The 24,930-nt window shown below is 70.9% G+C and carries 22 protein-coding genes and 1 tRNA gene; 19 read left to right on the plus strand and 4 right to left on the minus strand.

Translation table 11 applies throughout. The annotated features are described in order from the left end of the window. Nucleotides 1–5: 5 nt before the first annotated feature. On the minus strand, nucleotides 6–299 hold the full coding sequence (locus ACWIHT_RS14910) for a muconolactone Delta-isomerase family protein (protein WP_456168126.1): 294 nt from the start codon (nucleotides 297–299) through the stop codon (nucleotides 6–8). 138 nt (nucleotides 300–437) lie between these two features. Here ACWIHT_RS14910 and ACWIHT_RS14915 point away from each other — a divergent pair, with 138 nt between their 5' ends. The 9 genes from ACWIHT_RS14915 (at nucleotide 438) to ACWIHT_RS14955 (ending at nucleotide 7,554) form a co-directional block, all read left to right on the plus strand. Further along, nucleotides 438–1,358 carry a LysR family transcriptional regulator gene (locus ACWIHT_RS14915; RefSeq protein WP_456168128.1) on the plus strand — a complete coding sequence of 307 codons (921 nt, stop codon included), beginning with the start codon at nucleotides 438–440 and terminating at the stop codon, nucleotides 1,356–1,358. Between the two features lie 180 nt (nucleotides 1,359–1,538). Beyond that, entirely contained in the window at nucleotides 1,539–2,252 is a 714-nt protein-coding gene (locus tag ACWIHT_RS14920) for an SDR family NAD(P)-dependent oxidoreductase (protein ID WP_456168130.1), read from the plus strand. A gap of 15 nt (nucleotides 2,253–2,267) precedes the next feature. After that, the gene (locus tag ACWIHT_RS14925) at nucleotides 2,268–2,642 is read left to right on the plus strand and encodes a YybH family protein (RefSeq protein WP_456168132.1); all 375 of its coding nucleotides are present in this window, start codon (nucleotides 2,268–2,270) and stop codon (nucleotides 2,640–2,642) included. 164 nt (nucleotides 2,643–2,806) lie between these two features. Then, nucleotides 2,807–3,835: an L-threonine 3-dehydrogenase gene (gene tdh, locus ACWIHT_RS14930; protein ID WP_456168134.1), complete on the plus strand. Its 1,029-nt coding sequence runs from the start codon at nucleotides 2,807–2,809 to the stop codon at nucleotides 3,833–3,835. A 14-nt stretch (nucleotides 3,836–3,849) separates the two neighbouring features. Beyond that, the gene (locus ACWIHT_RS14935; protein ID WP_456168136.1) at nucleotides 3,850–5,043 is read left to right on the plus strand and encodes a glycine C-acetyltransferase; all 1,194 of its coding nucleotides are present in this window, start codon (nucleotides 3,850–3,852) and stop codon (nucleotides 5,041–5,043) included. 65 nt (nucleotides 5,044–5,108) lie between these two features. Continuing rightward, nucleotides 5,109–6,011, plus strand: coding sequence for a LysR family transcriptional regulator (locus ACWIHT_RS14940; protein ID WP_456168138.1), 903 nt, complete (start codon nucleotides 5,109–5,111; stop codon nucleotides 6,009–6,011). Between the two features lie 68 nt (nucleotides 6,012–6,079). Continuing rightward, nucleotides 6,080–6,628: a helix-turn-helix domain-containing protein gene (locus tag ACWIHT_RS14945; protein WP_456168831.1), complete on the plus strand. Its 549-nt coding sequence runs from the start codon at nucleotides 6,080–6,082 to the stop codon at nucleotides 6,626–6,628. After that, complete coding sequence (locus ACWIHT_RS14950; RefSeq protein ID WP_456168140.1) at nucleotides 6,625–7,164, plus strand: N-acetyltransferase family protein; 540 nt, start codon at nucleotides 6,625–6,627, stop codon at nucleotides 7,162–7,164. The genes ACWIHT_RS14945 and ACWIHT_RS14950 overlap by 4 nt, the downstream gene beginning before the upstream one ends. A 30-nt stretch (nucleotides 7,165–7,194) precedes the next feature. Then, entirely contained in the window at nucleotides 7,195–7,554 is a 360-nt protein-coding gene (locus ACWIHT_RS14955) for an MmcQ/YjbR family DNA-binding protein (RefSeq protein ID WP_456168142.1), read from the plus strand. Nucleotides 7,555–7,578: 24 nt separating this feature from the next. On the opposite strand, the gene ACWIHT_RS14960 is transcribed toward ACWIHT_RS14955, so the two are convergent. Both ACWIHT_RS14960 and ACWIHT_RS14965 read right to left on the minus strand, forming a co-directional pair. Then, complete coding sequence (locus tag ACWIHT_RS14960) at nucleotides 7,579–8,499, minus strand: transketolase family protein (protein WP_456168144.1); 921 nt, start codon at nucleotides 8,497–8,499, stop codon at nucleotides 7,579–7,581. 55 nt (nucleotides 8,500–8,554) lie between these two features. Next, nucleotides 8,555–9,262: a transketolase gene (locus ACWIHT_RS14965; protein WP_456168146.1), complete on the minus strand. Its 708-nt coding sequence runs from the start codon at nucleotides 9,260–9,262 to the stop codon at nucleotides 8,555–8,557. A gap of 158 nt (nucleotides 9,263–9,420) precedes the next feature. Between ACWIHT_RS14965 and ACWIHT_RS14970 the strand changes: the two genes are divergently transcribed. Continuing rightward, nucleotides 9,421–9,494: transfer RNA gene (locus tag ACWIHT_RS14970), tRNA-Pro, on the plus strand. 62 nt (nucleotides 9,495–9,556) lie between these two features. On the opposite strand, the gene ACWIHT_RS14975 is transcribed toward ACWIHT_RS14970, so the two are convergent. Beyond that, nucleotides 9,557–10,849 (minus strand): MFS transporter, encoded by a 1,293-nt coding sequence (locus tag ACWIHT_RS14975; protein ID WP_456168148.1) that lies wholly within the window; start codon nucleotides 10,847–10,849, stop codon nucleotides 9,557–9,559. A gap of 199 nt (nucleotides 10,850–11,048) precedes the next feature. Between ACWIHT_RS14975 and ACWIHT_RS14980 the strand changes: the two genes are divergently transcribed. The 9 genes from ACWIHT_RS14980 (at nucleotide 11,049) to asnB (ending at nucleotide 24,923) form a co-directional block, all read left to right on the plus strand. Next, nucleotides 11,049–12,314 (plus strand): glycoside hydrolase family 3 N-terminal domain-containing protein, encoded by a 1,266-nt coding sequence (locus ACWIHT_RS14980; protein WP_456168150.1) that lies wholly within the window; start codon nucleotides 11,049–11,051, stop codon nucleotides 12,312–12,314. 98 nt (nucleotides 12,315–12,412) lie between these two features. Continuing rightward, a complete protein-coding gene (locus ACWIHT_RS14985; protein WP_456168152.1) occupies nucleotides 12,413–14,047 on the plus strand; it encodes a Rieske 2Fe-2S domain-containing protein in 1,635 nt (544 codons plus the stop codon). A gap of 102 nt (nucleotides 14,048–14,149) precedes the next feature. Next, nucleotides 14,150–15,103: an ornithine cyclodeaminase family protein gene (locus ACWIHT_RS14990; RefSeq protein ID WP_456168154.1), complete on the plus strand. Its 954-nt coding sequence runs from the start codon at nucleotides 14,150–14,152 to the stop codon at nucleotides 15,101–15,103. Between the two features lie 824 nt (nucleotides 15,104–15,927). Next, entirely contained in the window at nucleotides 15,928–17,427 is a 1,500-nt protein-coding gene (locus tag ACWIHT_RS14995) for a sugar transferase (protein WP_456168156.1), read from the plus strand. A 70-nt stretch (nucleotides 17,428–17,497) separates the two neighbouring features. Further along, complete coding sequence (locus tag ACWIHT_RS15000; protein ID WP_456168158.1) at nucleotides 17,498–18,814, plus strand: nucleotide sugar dehydrogenase; 1,317 nt, start codon at nucleotides 17,498–17,500, stop codon at nucleotides 18,812–18,814. After that, complete coding sequence (locus tag ACWIHT_RS15005) at nucleotides 18,804–20,069, plus strand: glycosyltransferase family 4 protein (RefSeq protein WP_456168160.1); 1,266 nt, start codon at nucleotides 18,804–18,806, stop codon at nucleotides 20,067–20,069. The genes ACWIHT_RS15000 and ACWIHT_RS15005 overlap by 11 nt, the downstream gene beginning before the upstream one ends. Continuing rightward, on the plus strand, nucleotides 20,066–21,436 hold the full coding sequence (locus tag ACWIHT_RS15010; protein WP_456168162.1) for a Wzz/FepE/Etk N-terminal domain-containing protein: 1,371 nt from the start codon (nucleotides 20,066–20,068) through the stop codon (nucleotides 21,434–21,436). The genes ACWIHT_RS15005 and ACWIHT_RS15010 overlap by 4 nt, the downstream gene beginning before the upstream one ends. Further along, the gene (locus tag ACWIHT_RS15015) at nucleotides 21,433–22,986 is read left to right on the plus strand and encodes a Wzz/FepE/Etk N-terminal domain-containing protein (RefSeq protein WP_456168164.1); all 1,554 of its coding nucleotides are present in this window, start codon (nucleotides 21,433–21,435) and stop codon (nucleotides 22,984–22,986) included. Before ACWIHT_RS15010 ends, ACWIHT_RS15015 begins: the two co-directional genes overlap by 4 nt. A gap of 2 nt (nucleotides 22,987–22,988) precedes the next feature. Continuing rightward, on the plus strand, nucleotides 22,989–24,923 hold the full coding sequence (gene asnB / locus ACWIHT_RS15020) for an asparagine synthase (glutamine-hydrolyzing) (protein ID WP_456168166.1): 1,935 nt from the start codon (nucleotides 22,989–22,991) through the stop codon (nucleotides 24,921–24,923). Nucleotides 24,924–24,930: the final 7 nt, after the last annotated feature.

The raw sequence follows: 24,930 nt of genomic DNA on the forward strand, positions 1-24,930 counted from the left end.
GTGAGTTACTCCGCATGGCCGGGGTCGTTCGGGTGCGGTTCCAGCGGGGTGACGGCAAAGGTCATCCACGGGGCGAGAGGCAGTGTGCGGAGCACCTTCTCGTGGAGCTGGTCCTCGTCGTCGGCGAGCCAGATGCCGATGCTGCGCCGTTTGCCGACCGGGCGCCACAGCCGTTTCAGGTGTCCGGTGGCGGCCAGTTCGCGGGAGTGGACGGCCTCGGCGGCGCGGCGCCGGTCGACCTCCTCCGGCGGGGTGCCCTCCGGGACGGTGGTGGTGATCTCGACAAGGAACTCTCGCATGACCTCGCTCCGTTCGGGCCCGCCCGGCCAGGCGACAGGGTGCCGGGTCTCCATGCCCTCATCGTGGCCCGGTACCGGCACGGGCGCCACGACGGGCTCGCTCCCTGCTGAGAGTTCCGGCCTCCCAGCCCGCGTAGCATGACGGGCGTGGAGCTGCGCCAACTGAGGTACTTCGTCGCCGTCGCCGAGGAGCTGAACTTCGGCCGGGCCGCCGACCGCCTCCTGATCGCGGGCCCCTCCCTCTCCCAGCAGATCAAGGCCCTCGAACGCGATCTGGGCGTACGGCTCTTCGACCGCGACCGCCGCTCGGTCTCCCTCACCCCGGCCGGTGCCGCCCTGCTCCCGCACACCCGCGCCCTGCTGGAGCGCGCCGACGACCTCAGGCGCCGGGCCAGCCGGCTGGCGGGCTCGGAGGCGGTCCGGCTCGGCTACGTCAACTGGCTCCCCGCCGATCTGACCGCGCGCACCGCGGGTGTGGCCCAGGTCCATGTGGACGCCTGGATCGCGCCCTCGCACACGCAGGCCGCCCGGGTCGCGGACGGCAGCCTGGACCTCGCGGTGTGCTGGGTACGGGACGAGGACCTGAAACGGCACGGACTGCGGGCCCGCCTCCTCGGCGCCGACCGGCTGTACGCGGTGGCCACGGGCACCGACACCGGTGACGTACGCGCCCGGGACACCTCCGTCCTCCTCGACGACGACACCCAGTCCTGGTCGTCCTGGAACGTCTACGCCGAGCAACTGGCCCACGACACCGGGGCGCACGCGGTGCCGATCTCCGACGGCGGGATCACCGGCCCCGCGTTCTTCGACCACGTCCGCCGCAGCCGCCGCCCGGTCGTCAACTCGCCCAAGGGGCAGACCACTCCGCTGCCGCCCGACCTCGTCCGCCGCGAGGTCGTCGAGCCGTCTGTCCACTGGACCTGGTCCCTGGTGTGGCGCGAGGGCGAGACGCGTGCCGCGGTCCTCGCCGCCGTGGACGCGCTGTGCGACGGCGTCGGCGACCTCGGACTCCGGGCTCCCGGCGCCTGGCTGCCGACGGGCGACCCGCACCGCTGACGTGGACTGGGAGGCCAGGCCTCCCAGCAGCGAGGATTCCGGTCCTGGGAAAAGCCAATCTGACCTTTGCCTTCGCCGATCCAGGTCGCCTACGTTCATACATAGGCGACCGGTCGGCTAGTAAAAACAGCCGACCGGGAGCACCGCACCGCATTCACCACCACTTCGGAGAAGGTCGTCATGAGCACTCGGAACCAGAAGGTCGCGATCGTCACCGGCGCCTCGCAGGGCATCGGAGCGGGCGTCGTCGACGCCTACCGCAAGCTCGGATACGCCGTCGTCGCCACCTCGCGCACCATCGCCCCCGCCGACGACGCGGACATCCTGACCGTCCAGGGCGACATCGCCGACCCGGCCACCGCCGAGCGGGTCGTGGCCGCCGCGATCGAGCGGTTCGGCCGGATCGACACCGTGGTCAACAACGCGGGCGTCTTCGTCGCCAAGCCCTTCACGGAGTACACGGCCGACGACTACGCGAGCGTGCTCGGCATCAACCTGGCCGGGTTCTTCCGGCTCACCCAGCTGGCCGTTCCGCACCTGCTCACCCAGGGCGGCGGCCACATCGTCAGCGTCACCACCAGCCTGGTCGACAACGCGGACGCCCGCGTCCCCTCCGTCCTGGCCTCGCTGACCAAGGGCGGAATCCAGTCCGCCACCAAGTCCCTCGCCGTCGAGTACGCCACCCGGGGCATCCGCGTCAACGCCGTGTCCCCGGGCACCATCAAGACTCCGATGCACGCGGCGGAGACCCACGACTTCCTCGCCGCCCTGCACCCGGTCGGCCGGATGGGCGAGGTGAGCGACATCGTCGACGCCGTGGTCTTCTTGGAGAACGCTCCCTTCGTCACCGGCGAGATCCTCCATGTCGACGGCGGCATGAGCGCCGGTCACTGAGAAAGGTCGGCGGAGATGAACAGCGGCAACGACGACGAACTCGTCCTGCGCGGTGTCCTCGACCCCTGGAAGGCGGCCGTCGACACCCATGAACCGGAGGAGGTGGCCCGGCTCTTCACCGAGGACGCGATCTTCCAGGGGCTGCACCCCTACGGCGTCGGCCGGCCGGCCGTCGCCGAGTACTACGCCTCCCAGCCCCTCGGAATGAAGGCCGCCTACGACGTCCTGGAGACCCGGCGCTACGCCGACGACCTCGTACTCGGCTATCTGGACACGGAGTTCACGTTCACCGACCGGCCGCCGGTCGACGTCAAGCTCGCCGTGCTGGTGCGGCGGCTGGCCGACGGCTGGTACATCGCCCACTACCAGGTCTCGCGGCTGGACGGGTGACAGGTGTGAAGGAAAGCTGCGACACCGCTTAAGAAAACCTCGATGGACCCGGGCGCTCCGGTAGGGCAGATTGCTAGCACAATCCACCCCCCACCCCGGAACGGGCTCGTCCGGCCTGTCCGGACCGAGCCCGGCCCCGGGCCTCATGCACAGGAGCCGTAGCGTTGAAGGCGCTGGTCAAGGAGAAGGCGGAGCCCGGGCTGTGGCTCGTGGACGTCCCGGAGCCCGCCGTCGGACCCGGCGACGTACTGATCAAGGTGCTGCGCACCGGGATCTGCGGCACCGACCTGCACATCAGGGCCTGGGACGGGTGGGCGCGGCAGGCGATCCGTACGCCGCTCGTGCTCGGGCACGAGTTCGTCGGCGAGGTGGTCGGGACCGGCCGGGACGTCGCCGACATCGCGATCGGTGAACTGGTCAGCGGCGAGGGCCACTTGGTGTGCGGCAAGTGCCGCAACTGCCTGGCCGGGCGCCGCCATCTGTGCCGTGCCACGGTCGGGCTCGGCGTCGGCCGCGACGGCGCCTTCGCGGAGTACGTCACGCTGCCCGCCGCCAACGTATGGGTGCACCGTGTCCCCGTCGACCTCGATGTGGCCGCGATCTTCGACCCGTTCGGCAACGCGGTGCACACCGCGCTGTCGTTCCCGCTCGTCGGCGAGGACGTCCTCATCACCGGGGCGGGGCCGATCGGCCTGATGGCGGCGGCGGTTGCCCGGCACGCCGGCGCGCGGAACATCATGGTGACCGACGTCAGCGAGGAACGTCTCGCCCTGGCCCGCAAGATCGGCGTGACCCTCGCCCTGAACGTGACGGACGCTCAGATCGCGGACGGCCAGCGGGAGTTGGGCCTCCGCGAGGGCTTCGACATCGGCCTGGAGATGTCCGGCCGCCCCGAGGCCATGCGCGACATGATCGCCAACATGACCCACGGCGGCCGGATCGCCATGCTGGGACTGCCTTCCGAGGAGTTCCCCGTCGACTGGTCCCGCATCGTCACCTCGATGCTCACCATCAAGGGCATCTACGGCCGTGAGATGTTCGAGACCTGGTACGCGATGTCGGTGCTGCTGGAAGGCGGCCTGGACCTCGCGCCCGTGATCACCGGCCGGTACGGACACCGCGACTTCGAGGCGGCGTTCGCGGACGCGGCCAGTGGACGCGGCGGCAAAGTCATCCTCGACTGGACTCTGTAGCAAGGGAATTGAAGATGTTCGACTCCGTGCGCGACGACATCGGTGCCACCCTCGACGAGATCCGCGCCGCCGGACTCCACAAGCCCGAGCGGGTGATCGGCTCCCCGCAGTCCGCGACCGTGAACGTCACCTCGGGCGGCCGCCCCGGCGAGGTCCTCAACTTCTGCGCCAACAACTACCTCGGCCTCGCCGACCACCCCGAGGTCGTCGCCGCCGCCCACGCGGCCCTCGACCGCTGGGGCTACGGCATGGCCTCGGTCCGCTTCATCTGCGGAACGCAGGAGGTCCACAAGGAACTTGAGGCGCGCCTTTCCTCCTTCCTCGGCCAGGAGGACACGATCCTCTACTCCTCCTGCTTCGACGCCAACGGCGGTGTCTTCGAAACCCTGTTGGGCCCCGAGGACGCGGTCATCTCCGACGCCCTCAACCACGCGTCGATCATCGACGGCATCCGCCTCTCCAAGGCCCGCCGTCACCGGTACGCCAACCGCGACATGGCCGATCTGGAACAGCAGTTGAAGGAGGCCACGGGCGCCCGGCGCAAGCTGATCGTCACCGACGGCGTCTTCTCCATGGACGGTTACGTCGCCCCCCTCCATGAGATCTGCGACCTCGCCGACCGCTACGACGCGATGGTCATGGTCGACGACTCCCACGCCGTCGGCTTCGTCGGCCCCGGCGGCCGGGGCACCCCCGAACTGCACGGCGTCATGGACCGTGTCGACATCATCACCGGCACCCTCGGCAAGGCGCTCGGCGGCGCCTCCGGCGGTTACGTCGCCGCCCGCGCCGAGATCGTCGCGCTGCTGCGCCAGCGTTCCCGGCCGTACCTCTTCTCCAACACCCTCGCCCCGGTGATCGCGGCGGCCTCGCTCAAGGTGCTCGACCTGCTGGAGGCGGCGGACGACCTGCGCGTCCAACTCGCCGAGAACACCGCCCTGTTCAGGCACCGGATGACCGAGGAGGGCTTCGACATCCTCCCCGGCGACCACGCCATCGCGCCTGTGATGATCGGCGACGCGGCGGTGGCCGGCCGGATGGCGGAGCTGCTGCTGGAGCGGGGCGTGTACGTGATCGGCTTCTCGTACCCGGTCGTCCCGCAGGACAAGGCCCGTATCCGGGTCCAGCTCTCCGCCGCGCACTCGACGGACGACGTGAACCGGGCGGTGGACGCGTTCGTCGCGGCGCGCGCGGAGCTGGAGGGCTGAGCGGAGCCGGGGGCTGAGCACACCGTGGCGGTCACCGCCCCGGACATATTGCGATAATCGGTCCCATGATCGAAGCGCGGCGGCTCCATATCCTCCGTGCGGTGGCCGACCACCGCACCGTGACGGCGGCGGCCGCCGCGCTGTACCTCACCCCCTCGGCGGTCTCCCAGCAGCTCGCCGCCCTGGAGCAGGAGACCGGCCACCGCCTGGTCGAGCGCGGCGCCAAGGGGGTACGGCTGACCCCGGCCGGCGAGATCCTGCTCGGCCACACCAACGTCGTCCTGGCCCAGCTGGAGCGGGCCGAGGCGGAACTCGCCGCCTACAGTGCGGGCGAGGCCGGCACGGTGACGGTGGCCGCGTTCGCCACGGGTATCGCACAGGTCGTGGCACCGGCGGTGGTCCGGCTCTCCTCGCTCGCGCCCGGCATCCGGATCCGCGTCCAGGACGCCGAGGGCGACGCCAGTCTGCCGATGGTGCTGGACCGCCAGGTGGATGTAGCGGTCGCCGTCGAGTACCGAGGCGCCCCGCCCGCCGACGACCCGCGCCTCATCCACGTCCCGCTCTACGCCGAGCCCTTCGACGCGGTCGTCCCGCTCGCCCACCGACTCGCCGACGCCGACGAGGTCCGCCTCTCCGAACTGGCCAAGGACCCGTGGATCGGCCCCTACCCCGGCAACCCCTGCCACGAGGTCGTCGTCCTGGCCTGCGAGAACGCCGGCTTCCAGCCCCGCCTGGAACACTCCTCGGACGACTTCCGAGCCGTGGTCGCCCTCGCCTCGGCCGACGCGGGCGTCGCCCTCGTCCCCCGCTCCGCCCTGCGCGGCATGGACCTGACGGGAGTCGTCGTACGGCCCGTCGACGGGGTCGCACCGACCCGCCGGGTCTTCGCGGCCGTACGACGCGGCACGGAGGAGCATCCGCTGATCCGCCCGGTCCTGGACGCGCTGGCGGAGGTAGCACGGACGTAACCTCGCCGTTTCATATCAGGGATACTGTCCCGGATGTGAAGCAACAAGACGAGGCAGCCCCTGACCCCATGGACGCCCGCCTCGGTGCCCGCCTGGCCGAACTGCGGGCCCAACACGGCTGGTCCCTCGCGGAGTTGGCGGAACGCAGCGGAGTGAGCCGGTCGACCCTGTCCCGCGCCGAACGCGCCGAGACCAGCCCCACCGCCTCCCTCCTCAACCGCCTCTGCGGCGTCTACGGCCGGACCATGTCCCAACTCCTCAGCGAGGTGGAGGCCGAGCCCACCCCGTTGCTGCGCACCGCCGACCAGCCCGTGTGGGAGGACCGCACCTCCGGCTTCGTACGACGTTCGGTGTCGCCCCCGCACACCGGCCTGCGCGGCGAACTCGTCGAGGGACGACTGACACCGGACGCCGACATCGCCTACGACCGCCCGCCCGTCCCCGGCCTCGAACAGCACATCTGGGTCTTGGCGGGCACCCTCGACGTGACAGTCGGGAACACCGACCACCATCTCGACACCGGCGACTGTCTACGGCTGCGGGTGTGGGGCCCGACCCGGTTCCGCTGCCCGGGTCCGGACGAGGTCCGCTACGTCCTGGCGGTGGTGCTGCCATGAGGACCGAGCAGCTGAGCGCACCCCAACTGCTCGCCGTGGTCGAGGAGTTGGCGGACCTGCTGACCGACACCGTGCACGACGGAGCGTCGGTCGGATTCCTCGCGCCGCTCGACCGCGCGGCGGCCGTCACCTGGTGGCGGGAGCGCGCCGACGCGGTGAGCGCCGGGCGGCTCGCCGTGTGGGCGGCGCGGGACGTTGAACGGGTCGTCGGCACCGTGAGCCTGGCCTTCGCCGACAAGCCCAACAGCCGCCACCGCGCCGAGCTGGTCAAGCTGATGGTGCACCGGGACGCCCGCGGACGGGGCCTCGGGCGCGGGTTGCTGACCGTCGCGGAGGACGCGGCGGTGGCGGCCGGCATCACCCTCCTCCACCTGGACACCGAGACGGACAGCACCGCCGAACGCCTCTACGACTCGGCGGGCTGGACCCGGGTCGGCACGATCCCCGACTACGCGGCGAGCCCGGCCGGGGTGCTGCGGCCGACGACGCTCTACTACAAGCGGGTGGGGGCGGGGGTACACACTCCCACCAGGTGATTGTCAGTGCCTGCCGCTATCTTGCGTGTCATGCCGGATGCCGAAGACGTACGCCGTATCGCCCTCTCCCTCCCGGACACGACGGAGAAGATCGCCTGGAACATGCCCACGTTCCGGGTCGCCGGGAAGATGTTCGTCACCGTGCCCGAGGAGGAGACCTCCATCGCCGTGCGCTGCCCCAAGGAGGAGCGTGACGAACTCGTCCTGGCCGAACCCGAGAAGTTCTGGGTCGCCGACCACGAGGCGGGCTTCGCCTGGGTCCGGGCCCGGCTCGCCGCGCTGGAGAGCGACGAGGAACTGCGCGACATCCTCGCCGACTCCTGGCGCCAGGCGGCCCCGCCCCGACTCCTGGAGTCCTACCCGGAGTTGGGCCTGCCGTCCGACGGCTGAGCCGCTGGAAGCGGCCGGCCGGTCCTAGCCCCGCGGGTTGGCGCGTCCGCCCCCGACGAAACTCCCGATCCGCTCGCGCAGCGACCGGGCGTCGAGCCCGTGGGCGGCCAGGTGTTCCGGGAGGGTGCCGTAGCGGCGCAGTTCGGGGCGGGCCACGCCCAGGCCCAGTACCCGGTGGGGCACGTCGGCGAGCGCGTCGTTCGCGGCGGCCGTCGAGGTGCCCGCGAGGTACGGCTCGACGAGGACGACGTCCGTCCCGGCCGTCCGCGTGGCACGGCGCAGCGCGGGCGCGTCGAAGGGCCGTACGGTCGTGGCGTACAGGACGGTGACGTCGAGGCCCTCCGTGGCGTCGAGTACGGCGTCGAGCATCGGCCCGACCGCGACGACCACACCGGAGCGGCCCTCGCGCACCGGGAGGAAACGCTCGCCGTCGACCGGGAGAGTGTCGGCGTTCGACTGGACGGACAGCCGTACGTACACCTTGTCGTCGCCCGCGGCGACCGCGTGCCGCAGCAGGGTCTCGGCCTCGTCCGGGTGGCCCGGCACGTGCACGGTCCAGCCGTCGAGCGTGTCGAGGAGGGCCACATCGCCCGGAGCCATGTGCGTCAGCCCACCGGCGGGCCAGTCGAACGAGGCCGCCGCACTCACCAGCACCGCGCCGACGCCCTGGTGCCCGAGGTCCAGCTTGACCTGCTCGAAGGGTCGCTCGACGAGGAAACTGGCGAAGGTGTGCAGCACGGGGCGCATCCCGGTCAGCGCGAGTCCCGCGCCCGCCCCGACGAGGAGCTGCTCGCGGATGCCGACGTTGATCACCCGGTCCGGGTGGCGGAGTTGTGCCTCGGCGAGACCGGCCGCGCCGATCTCGGCGAGGACGACCGCGACGCGTGGATCCTCGTCGAGAAGCCGGGAGACGACCGGGGCGAAACGGTCACGCATGGTGTCCATGGAAAGACAGCCCTTCTTGAGCCGCTGGTGAGTGGGTTGGTGAACGGGCGGACGATCAGGCGGACTTGGGCTCCACCCGGGCCACGACCACATGAGGCCGACCGGGATGCGGCGCGGTGAAGGCGCCGTACACCGCGTCGTGGTCGCGGCCGTCGACCGTCACGGTCGACCAGCCCGCGGCCTCGAAGCGGGCGGCGATACCACCGGGCCGGGCGTGAGTGGCGGAGGAGTTGTCGACGACGACGGTGTGCAGCCGGTCCAGTCCGGCGGGCCCGGCGAAGGCGATGGCCTCGTGGTTGCTGCCCTCGTCCAGCTCGGCGTCCCCGACCAGGACCCAGACCCGCGGCTCGGCGAGCCCCTGCGCACGCAGCCCCAGTGCCGTCCCGACGCCCATCGGCAGCCCGTGCCCCAGCGACCCGCTGCCGATCTCGGCGCCCGGCACCAGCACCCGGTCCGGGTGGTGCCCGAGCGGAGAGTCGTACGAGCCGAAGTCCGGGAGCCACTCCACCGGGACGAATCCCTTGGCGGCCAGCACGGCGTAGTACGCCATCGGCCCGTGCCCCTTGGAGAGCAGGAACCGGTCCCGTTCCGGGTCGCCCATGCGTTCCGGGCCGACCCGCAGCACCCGGTCGTAGAGCACCCACAGCACGTCCAGCGTCGAGGTCGCCGCCGGACCGTGCTTCTCGTCGCCGGTCATCAGGCCCATGAGCCGGGGCAGGTCGCCGTGCGTGTACGGGCGGCTGTGTTCCGTGGTGGTGGTCATGCGGACGATCGTGCAACCTCAACCAAACTTCAGGTCAAGCGTCGCGGTGCGAGCCGCCCGTGAGCCGCCCCCGATAAAGGCGTGCGCGATCACCGACGCGAGTGCGGTATTGTTTCCATGCAGGTTCGACCAGGGGAAACCCCAGGTCAGACGGGCAACGGGACGTGGCGCAGCTTGGTAGCGCACTTGACTGGGGGTCAAGGGGTCGCAGGTTCAAATCCTGTCGTCCCGACTTTGCTTCTGGCGGGTCGGAGGCCGTTCTCTCGCAATGAGAGGGCGGCCTTTCGTGTGTTGTCACGGCGTTTCGGCCAAGACGTCGGGCTCGGCTTCGGGCTCCTTGAGCGGGATGTCGCGCATGCCGCGCAGCGGTGAGAAGAACAGCCACAGTCCCGCGCAGCAGCCGCCGACGACGGCGATCCACAACGTGGTGCGGACGCCGAGGGCGGTGGCGAGCGCGCCGCCGGCCAGACCGCCGAGTGGCAGGGTGCCCCAGGTGACCCAGCGAGCCGCGGCGCTGACCCGGCCGAGCAGCTCCGGCGGGCAGGCGGCCTGGCGGTAGCTGGTCAGGGAGATGCCCGCGACCGTGGAGGAGAAGGTCCACGAGATCCAGCCGACGCCGAACAGCAGGACCCATCCACCGCGCCCGGCCAGCGGGATGAGCAGACCGGGCAGCGACAGTACGGTCATCGAGATCCAGCTGATCCGCGCCGAGCCGAACCTCCGGGCGAGATACCGCGCCGCCACACCGCCCGCCACCCCGCCGACGGCCCCCAGCGCCAGCAGCAGCCCGACCGGGCCCGGCCGTAGACCCAGCGTGCGGATCAGAAATACCGGGCCGAGGGTCTCCACCATGATGACGAAGAAGTTGGCGGTGCCGTTGAACGCCACCGAGTTGCGCAGGATGGGATCGCGGAAGACGTGGTCGAGGCCCTCACGGATCTGCGACCGCAGCGGGGGACGCCGGTCGGCTTGTGGCCGGGGGCGGTGCGGCTCACGGGTACGGATCGCCGACAGTGAGCCTGCCGAGAACGCGAAGGAGATCGCGTCGGCGGCCATCGCCCCTGCGGCGCCCACCAGCGTCACCAGCCCCGCGCCTGTGCTGGGTCCGGCGATCTGCGCGACCGACCGGGAGGCGGCGAGCTTGCCGTTGCCGTCCATGAGCCGGTCGCGGTCGAGGACCGTCGGCAGATAGGCCTGGTAGGCGACCGAGAAGAACACGGAGAGCACGCCGGAGACCAGTGCGACACCATAGAGCTGAGCGAGCGTCAGCGCTCCGGCGGCGTGTGCCAGCGGTACCGAGCCGATCACCACGAACTGCGCGAGGTCGCACCAGATCATCAAGCCGCGCTTGGCGATCCGGTCCACTATGGCCCCGGCCGGCAGTGCCACCAGGAGAAACGCACTGGTCTCCGCCGCCGCCAACAGACCGACCTGGAACGCGGAGGCTTCCAGCAGCACGACGGCGACCAACGGCAGGGCGAGAACGGTGATCTGCGTCCCCATCTCACTGACCGTCTGGCCGCCCCACAACAGCAGGAATTCGCGGTTGTCCCAGATCGAGGAACGCGTTCCGCTGTTGTTGGCCATCCATCGGATGGTGTCAGCGCGCCTCCGCCCATGTCCACGTCACTTTCGGCCACGGACATCGCCGAAATCCCGTCAGTTCCTTGCGGCCTTCCGGTTGTGAGTGAGGTCACCGAACTTTTCCCGTGCACCGCACAACTCACTGAGTGGACAGCGGCGTTCGCACAGGCGCCGGACAGCACTCGCCTTGCACAGGAGCGAAGTGAAGATCTCGGCAGACCCGGAACGTACGGTCCGGCGTGCGCGGTTGACGCGGATTCCCCGGTTGGTCACCGCGCTGGCGGTGACGGCCGTCGCCGCCGTCGGCTGCGGTGACGTACCGCCCGGAGCCGACAGCCCGGACAGCCCCGACCGGTCCGCCTCCGCCGCGCCCACGGCCCGAGCCTCGGCTGCCGCTTCCTCCTGCGCCGGTCGTGTCCTGGCGGGCATGAGCCGCTCGCAGCGGGTCGGCCAGCTGTTCATGGGCGCGGTCTCGGCGGGGCCGGGCGCCACCGTCGGCACCGAGCGGGCGCAGGTGGCGGTGCTGAAACGGCATGACGTCGGATCGGTCATCCTCATGGGTCCCGTTCGGTCCGGGCTGAGCGGTGTGCGGGGAGTCGTGGGCGCGATGGGGCAGCTCGACCTGTCGGTGGCTCACGCCACGGTCGGCACCCTGGTCGCCACGGACCAGGAGGGCGGGCAGGTCCAGCAGTTGAGCGGGGCGGGATTCACCGACATCCCGAGCGCCCAGGTGCAGGGCGGGTGGACCGCGTCCCGGCTGGAGCGGCAGGCGGCCGGCTGGGCGGAGGAACTGCACGAGGCGGGTGTACGCCTCGATCTCGCCCCGGTCGCGGACGTGGTGCCCGCCTCGATCGGCCGGGCGAACGGCCCGATCGGCCGGTACGACCGGCAGTTCGGTTCCGGTCCGGAGACGGTGGGCGGCCAGGACGGTGCCTTCGTCCGGGGATTCGGCCAGGCGCACGTCCTCACCACGCTCAAGCACTTCCCGGGGCTCGGCCGGGTCCGGGACAACACCGACACCACCGCCGGTGTCACGGACACGACGCTGACCCGTGACGCGCTGGATCTGAACTCCTTCCGCACCGGGATCGCCGCCGGCGCACGGTTCGTCATGGTGTCGCTCGCGACCTACACCCGCATCGACCCGGCACACCAGGCCGTGTTCTCGACCACCGTGATCGACGGAATGCTCCGCGAGGACCTGGGATTCGACGGCGTCGTCGTCTCCGACGACCTCGGCGACGCGGCCGCCGTCCAGGCCGTTCCGCCGGGACAGCGGGCGCTGGCGTTCCTGCGGGCGGGCGGGGACCTCGTCGTGACGGTGAACACCGACGACGTACCGGCCATGACCTCCGCCGTCCTCGACGCGACGCGGTCCGACCCGGCGCTGCGGACCCGGGTCGACGCGAGCGTGCGGCGCGTCCTCGCGGCGAAGCGGGCGGCGGGCCTGCTGACCTGCCCCGCCTGACGTCGGCCTCGCGCTGCCGACCCACCCGGACCGCTGATCACGCCACGGGTGACGCCCCCACGAACCCCGCACCAACCGACGCGAGGAGCCCCCGCGCCATGCGCATCACTTCCCTCGGCCATGCCGGCCTGCTGCTGGAGACGGCCGCCGGACGGATCGTCTGCGACCCCTGGTTCACCCCGGCCTACTTCGGTTCCTGGGTACCGTTCCCCGACAACACGGGCATCGACCCCGGCCTGCTCACCCACGCCGACTACCTCTACGTCTCCCATCTGCACCGCGACCACTTCGACCCCGACTGGCTGAAGCGGCACATGTCGAAGGACGTGACGGTGCTGCTGCCGGACTATCCCGTCCCGCATCTGCGCGACGCCCTCGCCGACCTCGGGTTCCACCGGTTCGTGCAGACCCGCAACGACAAGGCCATGGAACTGGACGGCGGACTGAGAGTCCTCATCAGCGCCCTGGTCTCCCCGACCGACGGACCGATCGGAGACTCGGCGCTGGTGGTCGACGACGGCCGGGTGCGGGTGTTCAACCAGAACGACGCCCGCCCGGTCGCGGCGGGCCCCATCGAGGAACTCGGGCCGCCGCACGCGCACTTCCTCCAGTTCTCCGGCGCCATCTGGTACCCGATGGTCTACGACTTCCCGGAGCGGACGAAACGGGCCCTCGGGCAGCGCAAACGCCTCAACGGCATGGCGCGGGCGCTCAGTTACATCGAGCAGTACCAGGCGTCGCACGTGCTGCCGTTCGCGGGCCCGCCCTGTTTCCTGGACGAGGACCTGTTCCACCTCAACGACTTCGGCCAGGACGACACCAACGTGTTCCCCGACCAGTTCGCCTTCCTGGACTTTCTGCGCGAACAGGGGAGGGACAACGCGCATCTGTTCCTCACCGGCACCACGGTCGAACTGACCCCGGACCACGAGTGCGCGGTGACACAGATACCGGACGAGGAGATCGCACGCGTCCGGGACCGGCGCCCGTACCTGCTGGCGTACCAGCAGAAGACCCTGCCGGTCATCGACCGTATCCTCGGTGAACTGCCGCAGGACCGCTCGGACTTGGTCGGCCGACTCAAGGAGTGGGTCGAACCGCTGCTGCGGACCGCCGACCACACCTGCGCCGGAGTGAACGGCCGCGTCCTGCTCGACGTCGCGGCCGTGGACGGCGGGGACGACGAGGCGATCGTCTTCGACTTCCTCAGCCGCGAGATCGTCGCGCACGACGGACGGCCGTTCTGCTACCGGTTCCGCGCGGCAAGACCCCTGATCGAGCGGCTCGTTCGGGACCGGGCCGAGGACTGGGTGAACGAACTGTTCCTGTCGTGCCGCTTCGAGGCGTCCCGCTCGGGGCCGTACAACGAATTCGTCTATACCTTCTTCAAGTCGCTGTCGCAGGCCCGGATGGCGTACGTGGAGGGCTACTACGCGGAGTCGTCGGGGGTCGAGGAGTACGCCCTCGCCGACGGCCATGTGGTCCAGCGCCGCTGCCCGCATCTCAAGGCCGACCTGGTCCGTTTCGGCACCGTCGCCGACGGCGTGCTGACCTGCCGACTGCACGGGTGGGAATTCGAGTTGGCGACCGGACGCTGCCTGACCAGCGACGACCGCAAGCTCGCCGTCCGGCCCCAGGAGCCGCTCGACACCCCGTCCGGCGAGGCGGACGCGGCCTACCCGCGGATCGCCGACGGGTTGTCTGCCGACCCGGTGAACGGCATCATCCCCTGATCCGAACCGCCTTCCGGCCGGGGCGCCGTACGAACGGCACCCCACGGACCGCGAGTTCATCGTTGATCCCAGGGGGCCTCCCGCGTCAGGATTCGTGCTGCGATGACATCTTTCGAGCACCTTCCGATCCTCTCGGCCGCCGACGTCGAGCGGGCACTGCCCCGGGACCGGGCGGCAGCGGCCCTGACTCGCGCGCTGCGGGCGGGACTTGAGCCGGGCGAGGACCTGGAACGGTCCGTTCTCGACGTGGCCGGGGGCCAGTTGCTGCTCATGCCGTCGGCGGGGGCGGCCGCCGTAGGCCTGAAGACGGTGACGCTCGCCGCGGGGAATCCGGGCCGCGGACTGCCCCGGATCCAGGGGGCCTACCTGCTGTTCGGCGCGGAGACGCTCGAACTGCGGGCGATCATGGACGGGGTCGCGGTGACGAACCTCCGCACGCCGGCCGTCTCCGTCGCGGCGACCGCTCCGCTGCTCACCCGGTTCACCCGGCCGATCGAGCTGGTGGTCTTCGGCGCGGGCCCCCAGGCGGTCGGCCACGTGGACGCGATCCGGGCCACCGGCACGATCGAACTGGCCGACGTCACCCATGTGGTCCGCCACCCCGACCGGGCCCGCGGGCGACTGCCGCCCGGTGCCACCGTCGTCGCCGCGGACTCACCGGACGTGCCGGTACGGCTCGGGCGGGCACAGATGGTGGTCTGTGCCACCGGTGCCCGTGACCCGCTGTTCGACTCCGCGCACCTGACGGACGGTACGGTCGTCATCGCGGTCGGATCCCATGAACCGGACGCGCGTGAACTGGACGGTTCGCTGATGGCCCGCGCGAACGTCGTGGTCGAGGACGTCCGCACCGCGTTGCGCGAGGCCGGGGACGTCGTCCTCGCGATCCACGAGGGCCACCTCCACGCCGACGAACTGATCCCGATGACGGACGTCGTCCGGGGCACCCGCACGCTCGCCCCGGACCGCACCGCGGTCTTCAAGAGCGTGGGAATGTCCTGGCAGGACCTGGTCGTGGCCGAGGAAATCGTCGAACAGCACCTGCGCGGTCGATGAGGGGGCCCCGGGAACGGGAACCCCTCCGTCGCTTTCGCGCCATTCGTCAGCGGCGTCAGCGGCGTCCGCGGCGGCCGGGGCCCGCCGGAACCGGACACATCCCGCCTCGACATGCCCGGCGACCGCGCCCGGTCGTCCCGGAACGGCGGCGACGGCAGTGCCCACGACCACGTCGGCGACCTCACCAGCACCCGGAGCGGTGAACTCCTCTTCTCCGGTGCGGTCGATCAGTGTCGATCAGCGTCGGACACCTCTGATTGCCAGTGCCAACGGTCCGGAGAACTCCCGCCGCCACCGGGCACACGGCATGTTTTGCGTCACCGAAGCACCTGCGGGCAGTCACAGATCTATCGACTCGGCGTCAAATGTTGTGCACAAATTCCACACAGACCTCTCTTCAGGCGGGCACACATGGTCTAGATTGACCTTGCTTCGCACGGTGTGACACCAGGCGACAAAAGATGATCTATGTGTCCGGCGATGCAGATGGCCAGCAGTTGTGTCTCTCGCGCCGGATGTGGGGGTGATCAATTCTGTTGGCCCGAGGGGGGCTTGGGGCATGGAGAACATCCGAGGTCGCGCCGGGTTCCCGTGCGCTTCAGGAGTCTGGTGGGACCTGCGAGTCCGATGTCGCCAGGGTGAGGTGCTCACGAAGTATTGACACGGCCGGGACGCCAGGCGCCGGGGGCGCGGGCTTCCCGAGGGGGAACAGCGGAGCGGAAGCTTCCGCGGGGGAGTTGCAGTGCGGGGGGCGGGGGCCTCCCGTAGGGGAGTGACAGTGTGCGGCGACCACGTCAAAACCACTGGGGACCTTGGGGGGTTCTGTGCGGCAGGGGGGAATAGTCGGGCCTTTTCCGACGGCGCGCGGGCGTCTGGCGGAAGGGGCGATCGGACAGCCGGCGATCGAATGGGAGCAGCGGTACAGACGTACCGTGATCTTCAGCGACACCGTGGCCACCGCCTGCGTCGTGGGCGGGATCGGAGACTTCTTCGGGGCCCGGGACGCGGCCAACTGGCATGAGAAATGGGGCATTCTCGCCTTCGGCACCCAGCTGCTGGTGCTGGGCGCGCTGGCGGTGAGCCGCTCGTGGTCCCCGGCCGTACTCGGCCAAGGAGCCGAGGAATTCCGCCGGTTGGGGCGTTCACTGTTCACGGCGACCGTCGTGCTGGCGCTCGGCGGGATCGCGCTGACCTCGCGCAACATCAAGCTCTGGATCTTCGTCGCGATCCCCGCGATCGCGATCGTCACCATGACGGAGCGGTATGTGCTCCGCCTCTGGCTGCACAAACAGCGCAACGAAGGACGCTGCCTGAGACCGGTGCTCGCCGCCGGGAGCCCGGCGACCGTGCGCGACCTGATCAGCCGGACCCGCAAGTTCCCGCACCTCGGCTGGCGCGTGGAGGCCGTGTGCACGGAGGACGGCCGCGGGGTCGACGGCGACCAAGGCGCCCTGGACGGCGACCAGTTGGACGGAGTGCCGGTCATCGGCCTGCTGGAGGACGTCGCCAAGCACGTCCGCCACGACGGCTACCGGGTCGTCGCGGTCACGCCCGATCCGCACTGGTCACCGGACCGGTTGCAGCGGCTGGCCTGGAACCTCGAAGGCAGCGACGCCGAGATGATCGTCGCCCCCGTGCTGATGGAGGTGGCCGGCCCGCGGCTGCACGTCGACGCGGTGCTCGGGATACCGCTGCTGCGGGTCAGCATGCCGACCTTCACCGGAGGCCGCCGCGCCATCAAGGGGGTCGTCGACCGGCTGGGCGCCGCGATCCTGCTGATCGCGTTCGCGCCACTGATGATCCTCGTCGCGCTGTTCGTGCTGATGGACAGCCGGGGCGGAGTGTTCTACCGCCAGCGCCGAGTAGGCAAGGACGGCCGCGAGTTCACCATGCTGAAGTTCCGCAGCATGGTCGCCGACGCCCACAGCGCACGGGCCGCGCTGGCCGAACGCAACGAGGGCGCGGGCCTGCTGTTCAAGCTCCGCCGGGATCCGCGGGTGACCCGGGTCGGCACGGTGCTGCGCCGGTACTCGATCGACGAACTCCCGCAGCTCTTCAACGTACTCACCGGATCCATGTCGCTCGTCGGCCCCCGGCCCCCGCTGCCGGAGGAGTCCGCCGCGTACGACCCGGACATCCGAAGACGGCTGCTCGTCAAGCCCGGGCTCACCGGCCTGTGGCAGATCAGCGGACGCAGCGACCTGCCGTGGGAGGAGGCCGTCCGCCTCGACCTCCGGTACGTGGAGGACTGGTCGCTCGCCCTGGACACAGTGATCTTGTGGAAGACCTTGCGTGCCGTGATCCACGGGCAGGGGGCCTACTGATGCGCGGGGGTCGACCGACCGGCGCGCGGACCGCAGGCCGCAGGGGCCTGCCTGGGGGGAGAGACCGGTCATGAGAGTCAGCGTTTTCGGGCTCGGCTACGTGGGCTGTGTGTCGGCCGCGTGCCTGGCCAGCATGGGCCACGAGGTCATCGGGGTGGACGTCAACCAGGTGAAGGTCGACCTGGTCAACGACGGCAAGGCACCCGTGGTGGAGGAACGTATCGGCGAACTCATCGCCGAGGTCGTACGGACCGGCGCGCTGCGCGCCACCCGCGACGTCCGCGAGGCGATCGCGGACAGCGAGGTGTCGCTGATCTGCGTGGGCACCCCGTCGGAGCCCAACGGCAGCCTGTGCACGACCTACTTGGAGCGGGTCACCGAGGAGATCGGCGCCGCGCTCGCCGAGCGGGGCGGCCGCCAGACCGTCGTGTTCCGCAGCACCATGCTCCCGGGCACCTGCCTGAACCTGCTGGTACCGATCCTGGAGAAGCACGTCGGCGGCACCGCCGGGGTGGACATCGGGGTCGCGGTCAACCCGGAGTTCCTGCGCGAGGGCACCAGCGTCAAGGACTTCTTCGACCCGCCGAAGACCGTCATCGGCGAACTCGACCCGGCCAGCGGCGACGCGGTCGCGGCGCTCTACGACGGCCTGCCCGGCGAGGTGTTCCGGGTGCCGATCCCGACCGCCGAGGCCATCAAGTACGCGGACAACGCGTTCCACGGCCTCAAGATCGGCTTCGCGAACGAACTGGGCGCCGTGTGCCAGGCCCTCGGCGTGGACTCGCACCAGGTGATGGACGTGTTCCTCGCCGACCGCAAGCTCAACATCAGCCCCGCCTACCTGCGCCCCGGCTTCGCCTTCGGCGGCTCCTGCCTCCCCAAGGACCTGCGCAGCCTGGTCTTCGCGGCACAGCGCGCCGACGTCTCGGTGCCGATCCTGTCCCACGTCCTGGCCTCCAACTCCGACCACCTCCAACGCGCGGTGGACCTGGTCGAGCGCACCGGCAAGCGCAAGGTGGGCCTGTTCGGCCTCTCCTTCAAGCCCGGCACCGACGACCTCCGCGAGAGCCCGCTCGTCGAACTCGCGGAACGGCTCTTCGGCAAGGGCTACGACCTCAAGATCTACGACGCGAACGTGAGCCTCTCCCGACTGCTCGGCGCCAACCGCGAGTACATCGAGAGCCGCCTCCCGCACCTCGCGCAACTGCTCGCCGACTCCGTCGACGAGGTGCTGGAGCACGCCGAGGTGTGCCTGGTCGGGAGCAAGGACCCCGCCGTACTGGCGGCCCTGCCCCACACGGGCGACCCGGCGATCATCGACCTCATCCGCCTTCCCGACGCCGACACGCGCCGGACCGAACCGGGGTACATAGGCCTTGCTTGGTAACGAGACCAGTGGCGACGGCACGAACCGTCGCGCGCTGATCCTGGTGGAGAACCTCTCGGTCCCCTTCGACCGACGGGTCTGGCAGGAGTGCACCACGCTGCGCGACGCGGGCTGGGAAGTGCACGTCATCTGCCCCCGGGGAGAGAAGCGGGACACGGAACCGGAGGCCGTGATCGACGGGGTGCGGATCCACCGCTACCCGTTGCGCGCGGCCACCGGAGGACCCGCCGGCTATCTGCGGGAGTACGGATCGGCGCTGTGGCACACGCTCCGGCTGGCCCGCAAGGTCGGCCCGGTCGACGTGGTGCACGCCTGCAACCCGCCCGACCTGCTGTTCCTGCCCGCCCTGTGGATGAAGCGGCGCGGCGCGCAATTCGTCTTCGACCAGCACGACCTGGTGCCCGAGCTGTACCTCTCCCGGTTCGACCGCGGCGAGGACCTGCTCTACCGCGCCGTGTGCGCGCTGGAGCGGCGCACCTACCGGGCCGCGGACATCGTGCTCTCCACCAACGAGAGCTACAAGGACGTCGCGCTGAGCCGGGGCGGCAAGCGGCCGGAGGACGTCTTCGTGGTGCGCAGCGCGCCCGCGACCGACCGGTTCCAACCGGTGCCCCCGGAGCCGGAGTTGAAGCGCGGCAAGCCCCATCTGCTGTGCTACCTCGGTGTCATGGGCCCCCAGGACGGCGTCGACTACGCCCTGCGGGCCCTGGCGAAACTCCGCGACGAGGTCGGCCGCACCGACTGGCACGCCGTCTTCGTCGGCGCCGGCGACGCCTTCGACGCGATGGTCGAACTGTCCCGGCAGCTCGGCCTCTCCGACCAGGTGCAGTTCACCGGCCGCATCCCGGACGCCGACCTGGTGCGCTACCTGTGCACCGCCGACGTATGCCTTTCCCCCGACCCGCACAATCCGCTCAACGACGTGTCGACCATGAACAAGGTCCTTGAGTACATGGCGATGGGACGGCCGATCGTCTCGTTCGACCTCCGGGAGGCGCGCGTCTCCGCCGGTGACGCCGCCGTCTACGCGCCTGCCAACGACGAGGCCCAGTTCGCCAAGCTCGTCGCGCTGCTCCTCGACGATCCCGAGAAGCGGGCCCGGATGGGCAAGATCGGCCAGGAGCGGATCGGCGGACCGCTGTCCTGGGAGAACTCGCAAGCGTCACTGCTCGCCGCCTACACCGCCGCCTGCCGGGAACAGGTCCCGGTGGCCGCGGGTGGGCCGGTCCGTAAGGGGAAGAGGCCGCACCATTGAATGACGACACGATCCGTCTGGCCACGATCGGACGGATTCTCCGCCGGCGATGGCGGCTTCTCGCCGTCCTCGCCGTAGTGGGCGCGCTCTTCGGCTACGGCACCTCGGTGCTGCTGCTTCCGCCGCGCTACACGGCAGAGGCGTCGGTCCTGCTGCCGGGCCAGTGGGAAGAGCGCGAACTGCTGACCCAGGTGGACATCGCGACCAGTTCGGCGGTGGTCGACCGGGCCGCCGACGCGCTGAAGTGGGGCGTCGACGGCACCGAGTTGCAGAAAGACGTGAGTGCCAAGGCCGACGACGGGAACATCATCAAGGTGTCCGGTACGGCCGACACCCCGGAGCGCGCGCAACGGCTCTCCGACCAGCTGGCCCAGCAGTTCGTCACCTTCGCCACCCGTATCGCGGGCGGCAGCACCGACCCCGCGGCGGACACGGCGACGGAGGCCCTGCGCAAGCAGGTCGCCGAGACCAACCGCCGTATCACCGACCTCGCCAACTCGGCGGACCCGGGGCAGACCGTGGAGGGCGTGCAGGCCCGCACCGAGCTGGAAGGCCTGCGCACCGGACTCCAGGACGCCATGAAGAAGCTGGAGGAGGCCAACCCGGCGTCCGCCAAGGCCAGCATGGTCGTCATGGGACCGGCACCCCGGCCCACCGGCGCGTCGGCGCCGACCAGGACACAGCTCATCGGCGCCGGGGCCCTGCTGTTCTTCCTGCTCGCCGTCGTCGGCCATCTCGCCGCCGCGCGGGTGAGCCGCAGGCTGCGCACCGAACCGGAGATCGCCGCCGCGCTCGGCTCGCCGTTCCTCGGCAGCGTCGACGTACCCGGCGAACGGCACGGGAACCGGCCCGAGAGCCATGGCGCACGGGCCCGGCTCCGCCGGTTGCTCGGCACCGACGTCCGATGGGACGTACCGGCCCCGCAGCGCTCCGGCGACGAGACCGAGCGGCGCATCCGCTACCGGCGGGTGTGCGCCCGTCTCCGGGACCAACTGCCCGCCCCCCGGCGGCTGTTGGTCGTCGTACCGGAAGGCGACGAGGTCGCCCGGCTGGCCGCAGGACAGCTCGTCGCCGAGGCCACCAACGACCCCCGGCTGCGGATCGTCGAGGTCTCCGTGGACCGGCCGATCGTGCCGGACCGCGACACCGAGTCCGGCGCCCTCGCCGTTCTCAGCGCGGGCAGCTGGACCGCCGCCGAACTCGCCGGCATCGCCGAGGCGTGCGCGGACGGCGGGCACGAACTGGTCGGCGTCGTCGTCGCCGGAACGGTCCGCGCCCGACCGGCGGTAAAAACCGCCGACCGACTTTCCGACGACGCCACTTTGACGTTCGCGGTCCATGGCCACGCGACAGGAGATCCAGCGTGACGACGAGCACGACTTCGGAGTCGTCGGCCGCCACCCCGCTCCTCGACCTCCAGGCACTGGTGGTCGCGGTGCGCAGACGCCGCCGCCTGTGGGGCGCCATGGCGCTGCTCGGACTGCTGGCCGGTGCGGCCGTGGCCGTCCTGCTGCCCCCGGCCCCGGCCGCCGTGACCAAGGTCCTGGTCGCGCATCAGGAGGACCAGCCGAACGACACCGGAACACTGATCCGCACCGACGCCCAGCTGCTGGCGACCTCGCGGATCGCCGGCCAGGCCCTGAAGATCCTCAAGTCCCCCGAAAAACCGGAGGACTTCATGAAGGACTACCGGGGCACCGGACTGACCAACAACGTCCTTGAGATCGATGTGACGGGCAAGACCGACGCGGAGGCGGTGGCCCGCGCCAAGGCACTGGCCCAGGCGTTCGTCGCGGACCACGCCAAGCGCATCCAGGACATCGCCGACGCCAACGCCCAGGGCCTGCTCGACCAGCAGGCCCGGATGCAGGCGGAGCTGGCCGACGTCAACAAGACGATCGGCGGCCGGACGCCCGACACCGACCCGAAGGACTCGGCGAACCTCGAATCGCTCTTCGCCCAGCGGGCCGAACTCACCTCGCAGATCTCCGACTTCGGCCAACGCGCCGAGGAGGCACGCGTCGGCGCCCCCCAGCTCGTCGCCGGCACCCAGATCGTGGACGCCCCCCGCGCGGTGGCGCACTCGCTGCCCAAGGCCCTCGTCACCGACGGCGTGGTCGGACTCGTCCTCGGGCTCTTCGTCGGGCTCGCGCTGGCCGCGGTCGGGGTGGTCGTCGCGGACCGGCCCGTGCTGCGCCGGGACATCGCGGCGAACCTCGGGGCCTCGGTCATCGCCGAACTGCCCCGCCGCTCCGGCAGGTTGTGGCAGCGGCGGCGGACCCGGGTGGCCCGCGAACGCCTCACCACCACGCTGGCCCGCACGGCGCGCGGCTCCGCGGAACCGCTGTCACTGCTCGAACTGGGCTCCGCGCGCAGCACCACAGGGATCGCCCTCGGTCTCGCCCGGGCCCTGTCGGCGGACGGGCCGGTGACCGTCGTCGACGGTCTCCCCGGCACCCAGCTCTCGGGCCGCCGCCCGAAACCGGGGGACCCCACCGTGGTCGGCGGCGAAAAGGCCGCGACCGTGTCCCCGCAGGACCAGCGGATCGGCGTCGGCTCGGTGGCACCCGGCACCGCGTGGACCGACCTCCAGTACCTCGGGACCCGCACCGTGCTCGTCGTACGCGCCGGACACGGCAGCGCCTCCTGGCTGCACACCGTGGCACGGCAGCTCGCCGACCAGGGCATCCCGGTCGTCGGTGTGGTGCTGATCGACCCCGACCCGCGCGACCGCACCGACGGCACGCTGTGGGACGGGCTGGCCAACGCCCTGCGCGGCCGGACCGAACGGCCGACCTGGCAGAACGGTGGGGCCGCCGCCCACGCCGTTCAGGCGGTGGGGGAGGGCCGACGGCTCACCGAGCGGCAGCCGATACGGGCCGCACGGGTCCCCGACAACGACCAGGAGGTGAGGTAGACATGTGCGGCATCGCGGGCACATACCGATGGCCGGACGGAAAGGCCGTCACCGACCGGCTCACCGACACCCTCGCCCACCGCGGCCCGGACGGCTCCGGCCGCTACGGCCACCCCCTGGGTGACGGCGAAGTACAGCTCGGACACCGCCGGTTGGCGATCGTCGACCTGTCCGAGACCGGCGCCCAGCCGATGGTCTCGGACGGCCTCGCCCTCACCTACAACGGCGAGCTGTACAACGCGCCCGAACTGCGGGCCGAGTTGGAGGCCGGCGGGGTGCGCTTCCGCGGCACCTCCGACACCGAGGTGCTGCTGGAGGCCTGGCGGCGCTGGGGCACCGACTGCCTGCCCCGGCTGCGCGGCATGTTCGCGTTCGGCATCTTCGACGAACGCACCGGTGACCTCGTGCTCGTCCGCGACCAGCTCGGCATCAAGCCGCTCTTCCTGCTCCGGCGCGGCGAGGGCCTGATGTTCGCCTCCGAGCTGAAGGCGCTCGCCGCCGCGACCGGCAAGTCCCTTGAGGTCGACCAGGCCGCGCTGGTGGCCTCCCTCCTCTATTACTGGGTGCCGGACTCCCGCTGCGCGTTCCGCGAGGCGGAGAAGCTGCCGCCGGGCAGCTGGCTGCGGTGCCGACCCGACGGCCGGGTGGAGCGCGGCAGCTTCTGGAACCTGAAGGACGTCGCCGCCGAGGGCCGGGACCGCGCCCTGGCCGGTGAGCGGCCCGACCTCGCCGCCATCGTCGAGGAGTCGACCCGCCGCCACCTCATGTCCGACGTGCCGGTGGCGACCTTCCTCTCCGGCGGCCTCGACTCCAGCTATCTGACCGCGCTGGCGGCCCGCCACCAGCCGGGGATCTCGGCCTACACGATCGGATTCCGCGCCGAGGACGCCAAGTTCGAGGCGATGCCCGACGACCTGCGCTACGCCCGGCAGGTGGCCGCGCAGTTCGGTGTCGACCTGCACGAGATCGAGATCGCCCCGAACGTGCTCGACCTGCTGCCGCAGATGACGTACAGCCTGGACGAGCCGATCGGCGACCCCGCCGCGATCAACACCTACCTGATCTGCATGGCCGCCCGGGAGGCCGGGGTCAAGGTGATGCTCTCGGGCATGGGCGCCGACGAACTGTTCGCGGGGTACCGCAAGCACTTCGCGAACCTGCTCGCGCTGCGCTACCAGCGCGTCCCGCGACCGTTGCGGCGCGGGGTGTCCGGCGTCGTGGACCGGCTGCCGGTCGCCTCGGCCACCCGCGGCTACCGGTCGGTGCGGTTCGCGAAGCGGTTCCTCTCCTTCGCCGATCTGCCGGAGGAGACCGCGTTCCGGCGCAGCTACACGATGTACGACCAGGACGAGCTGCTCGCGCTGCTCAATCCGGACCTGGCCGGGACGGTCGACGACGTGATCACCGAGCACACGGACGTCTACCAGGACAACGACCTCGACGACTTCGTCAACCGCATGTGCCTGACCGACTCCCGCATGTTCCTGCCGGGTCTGAACCTCGCCTACACGGACCGCTCCAGCATGGCCGCGTCCACCGAGGTGCGGACGCCGTACGTCGACATCGAGGTGGTCAGGGCGGCCTTCGCCGTACCCGGCAACCGCAAGATCGTCGGGCGCCAGGGCAAGGCCGTCCTCAAGGAGGCGGCCACCTCGGTCCTGCCCAAGGAGATCGTGTACCGGCCCAAGGGCCTGTTCAGCGCCCCGCTGCGGGCCTGGATGAGCCGGGACCTGGCACCGCTGGTGCGCGAGGTGGTCAACGACGGCGAGCTCGTCCGGTCCGGGCTGCTGCGCCGCGACGCGCTGGCCCGGATGGTCGCCGAGGACGCCGCCGGACAGGCGGACTACTCCAAGCATCTGTGGCACGTACTGACCCTTGAGTACTGGTATCGCGACGCGACCTCTGGCCCCGCCCAGAGCGCTCGGACGACGGCTTAGAAAACAG

The organism is Streptomyces sp. NPDC002276 (genome assembly GCF_053891435.1).

Excerpts from the sequence above, each read along its gene's own strand:
- ACWIHT_RS14910 (WP_456168126.1), bottom strand. The coding sequence starts at position 299 with ATGCGAGAGTTCCTTGTCGAGATCACCACCACCGTCCCGGAGGGCACC.
- ACWIHT_RS14915 (WP_456168128.1), top strand. The coding sequence starts at position 438 with ATGACGGGCGTGGAGCTGCGCCAACTGAGGTACTTCGTCGCCGTCGCC.
- ACWIHT_RS14920 (WP_456168130.1), top strand. The coding sequence starts at position 1,539 with ATGAGCACTCGGAACCAGAAGGTCGCGATCGTCACCGGCGCCTCGCAG.
- ACWIHT_RS14925 (WP_456168132.1), top strand. The coding sequence starts at position 2,268 with ATGAACAGCGGCAACGACGACGAACTCGTCCTGCGCGGTGTCCTCGAC.
- ACWIHT_RS14935 (WP_456168136.1), top strand. The coding sequence starts at position 3,850 with ATGTTCGACTCCGTGCGCGACGACATCGGTGCCACCCTCGACGAGATC.
- ACWIHT_RS14940 (WP_456168138.1), top strand. The coding sequence starts at position 5,109 with ATGATCGAAGCGCGGCGGCTCCATATCCTCCGTGCGGTGGCCGACCAC.
- ACWIHT_RS14945 (WP_456168831.1), top strand. The coding sequence starts at position 6,080 with ATGGACGCCCGCCTCGGTGCCCGCCTGGCCGAACTGCGGGCCCAACAC.
- ACWIHT_RS14950 (WP_456168140.1), top strand. The coding sequence starts at position 6,625 with ATGAGGACCGAGCAGCTGAGCGCACCCCAACTGCTCGCCGTGGTCGAG.
- ACWIHT_RS14955 (WP_456168142.1), top strand. The coding sequence starts at position 7,195 with ATGCCGGATGCCGAAGACGTACGCCGTATCGCCCTCTCCCTCCCGGAC.
- ACWIHT_RS14960 (WP_456168144.1), bottom strand. The coding sequence starts at position 8,499 with ATGGACACCATGCGTGACCGTTTCGCCCCGGTCGTCTCCCGGCTTCTC.
- ACWIHT_RS14965 (WP_456168146.1), bottom strand. The coding sequence starts at position 9,262 with ATGACCACCACCACGGAACACAGCCGCCCGTACACGCACGGCGACCTG.
- ACWIHT_RS14975 (WP_456168148.1), bottom strand. The coding sequence starts at position 10,849 with ATGGCCAACAACAGCGGAACGCGTTCCTCGATCTGGGACAACCGCGAA.
- ACWIHT_RS14985 (WP_456168152.1), top strand. The coding sequence starts at position 12,413 with ATGCGCATCACTTCCCTCGGCCATGCCGGCCTGCTGCTGGAGACGGCC.
- ACWIHT_RS14990 (WP_456168154.1), top strand. The coding sequence starts at position 14,150 with ATGACATCTTTCGAGCACCTTCCGATCCTCTCGGCCGCCGACGTCGAG.
- ACWIHT_RS15000 (WP_456168158.1), top strand. The coding sequence starts at position 17,498 with ATGAGAGTCAGCGTTTTCGGGCTCGGCTACGTGGGCTGTGTGTCGGCC.
- asnB (WP_456168166.1), top strand. The coding sequence starts at position 22,989 with ATGTGCGGCATCGCGGGCACATACCGATGGCCGGACGGAAAGGCCGTC.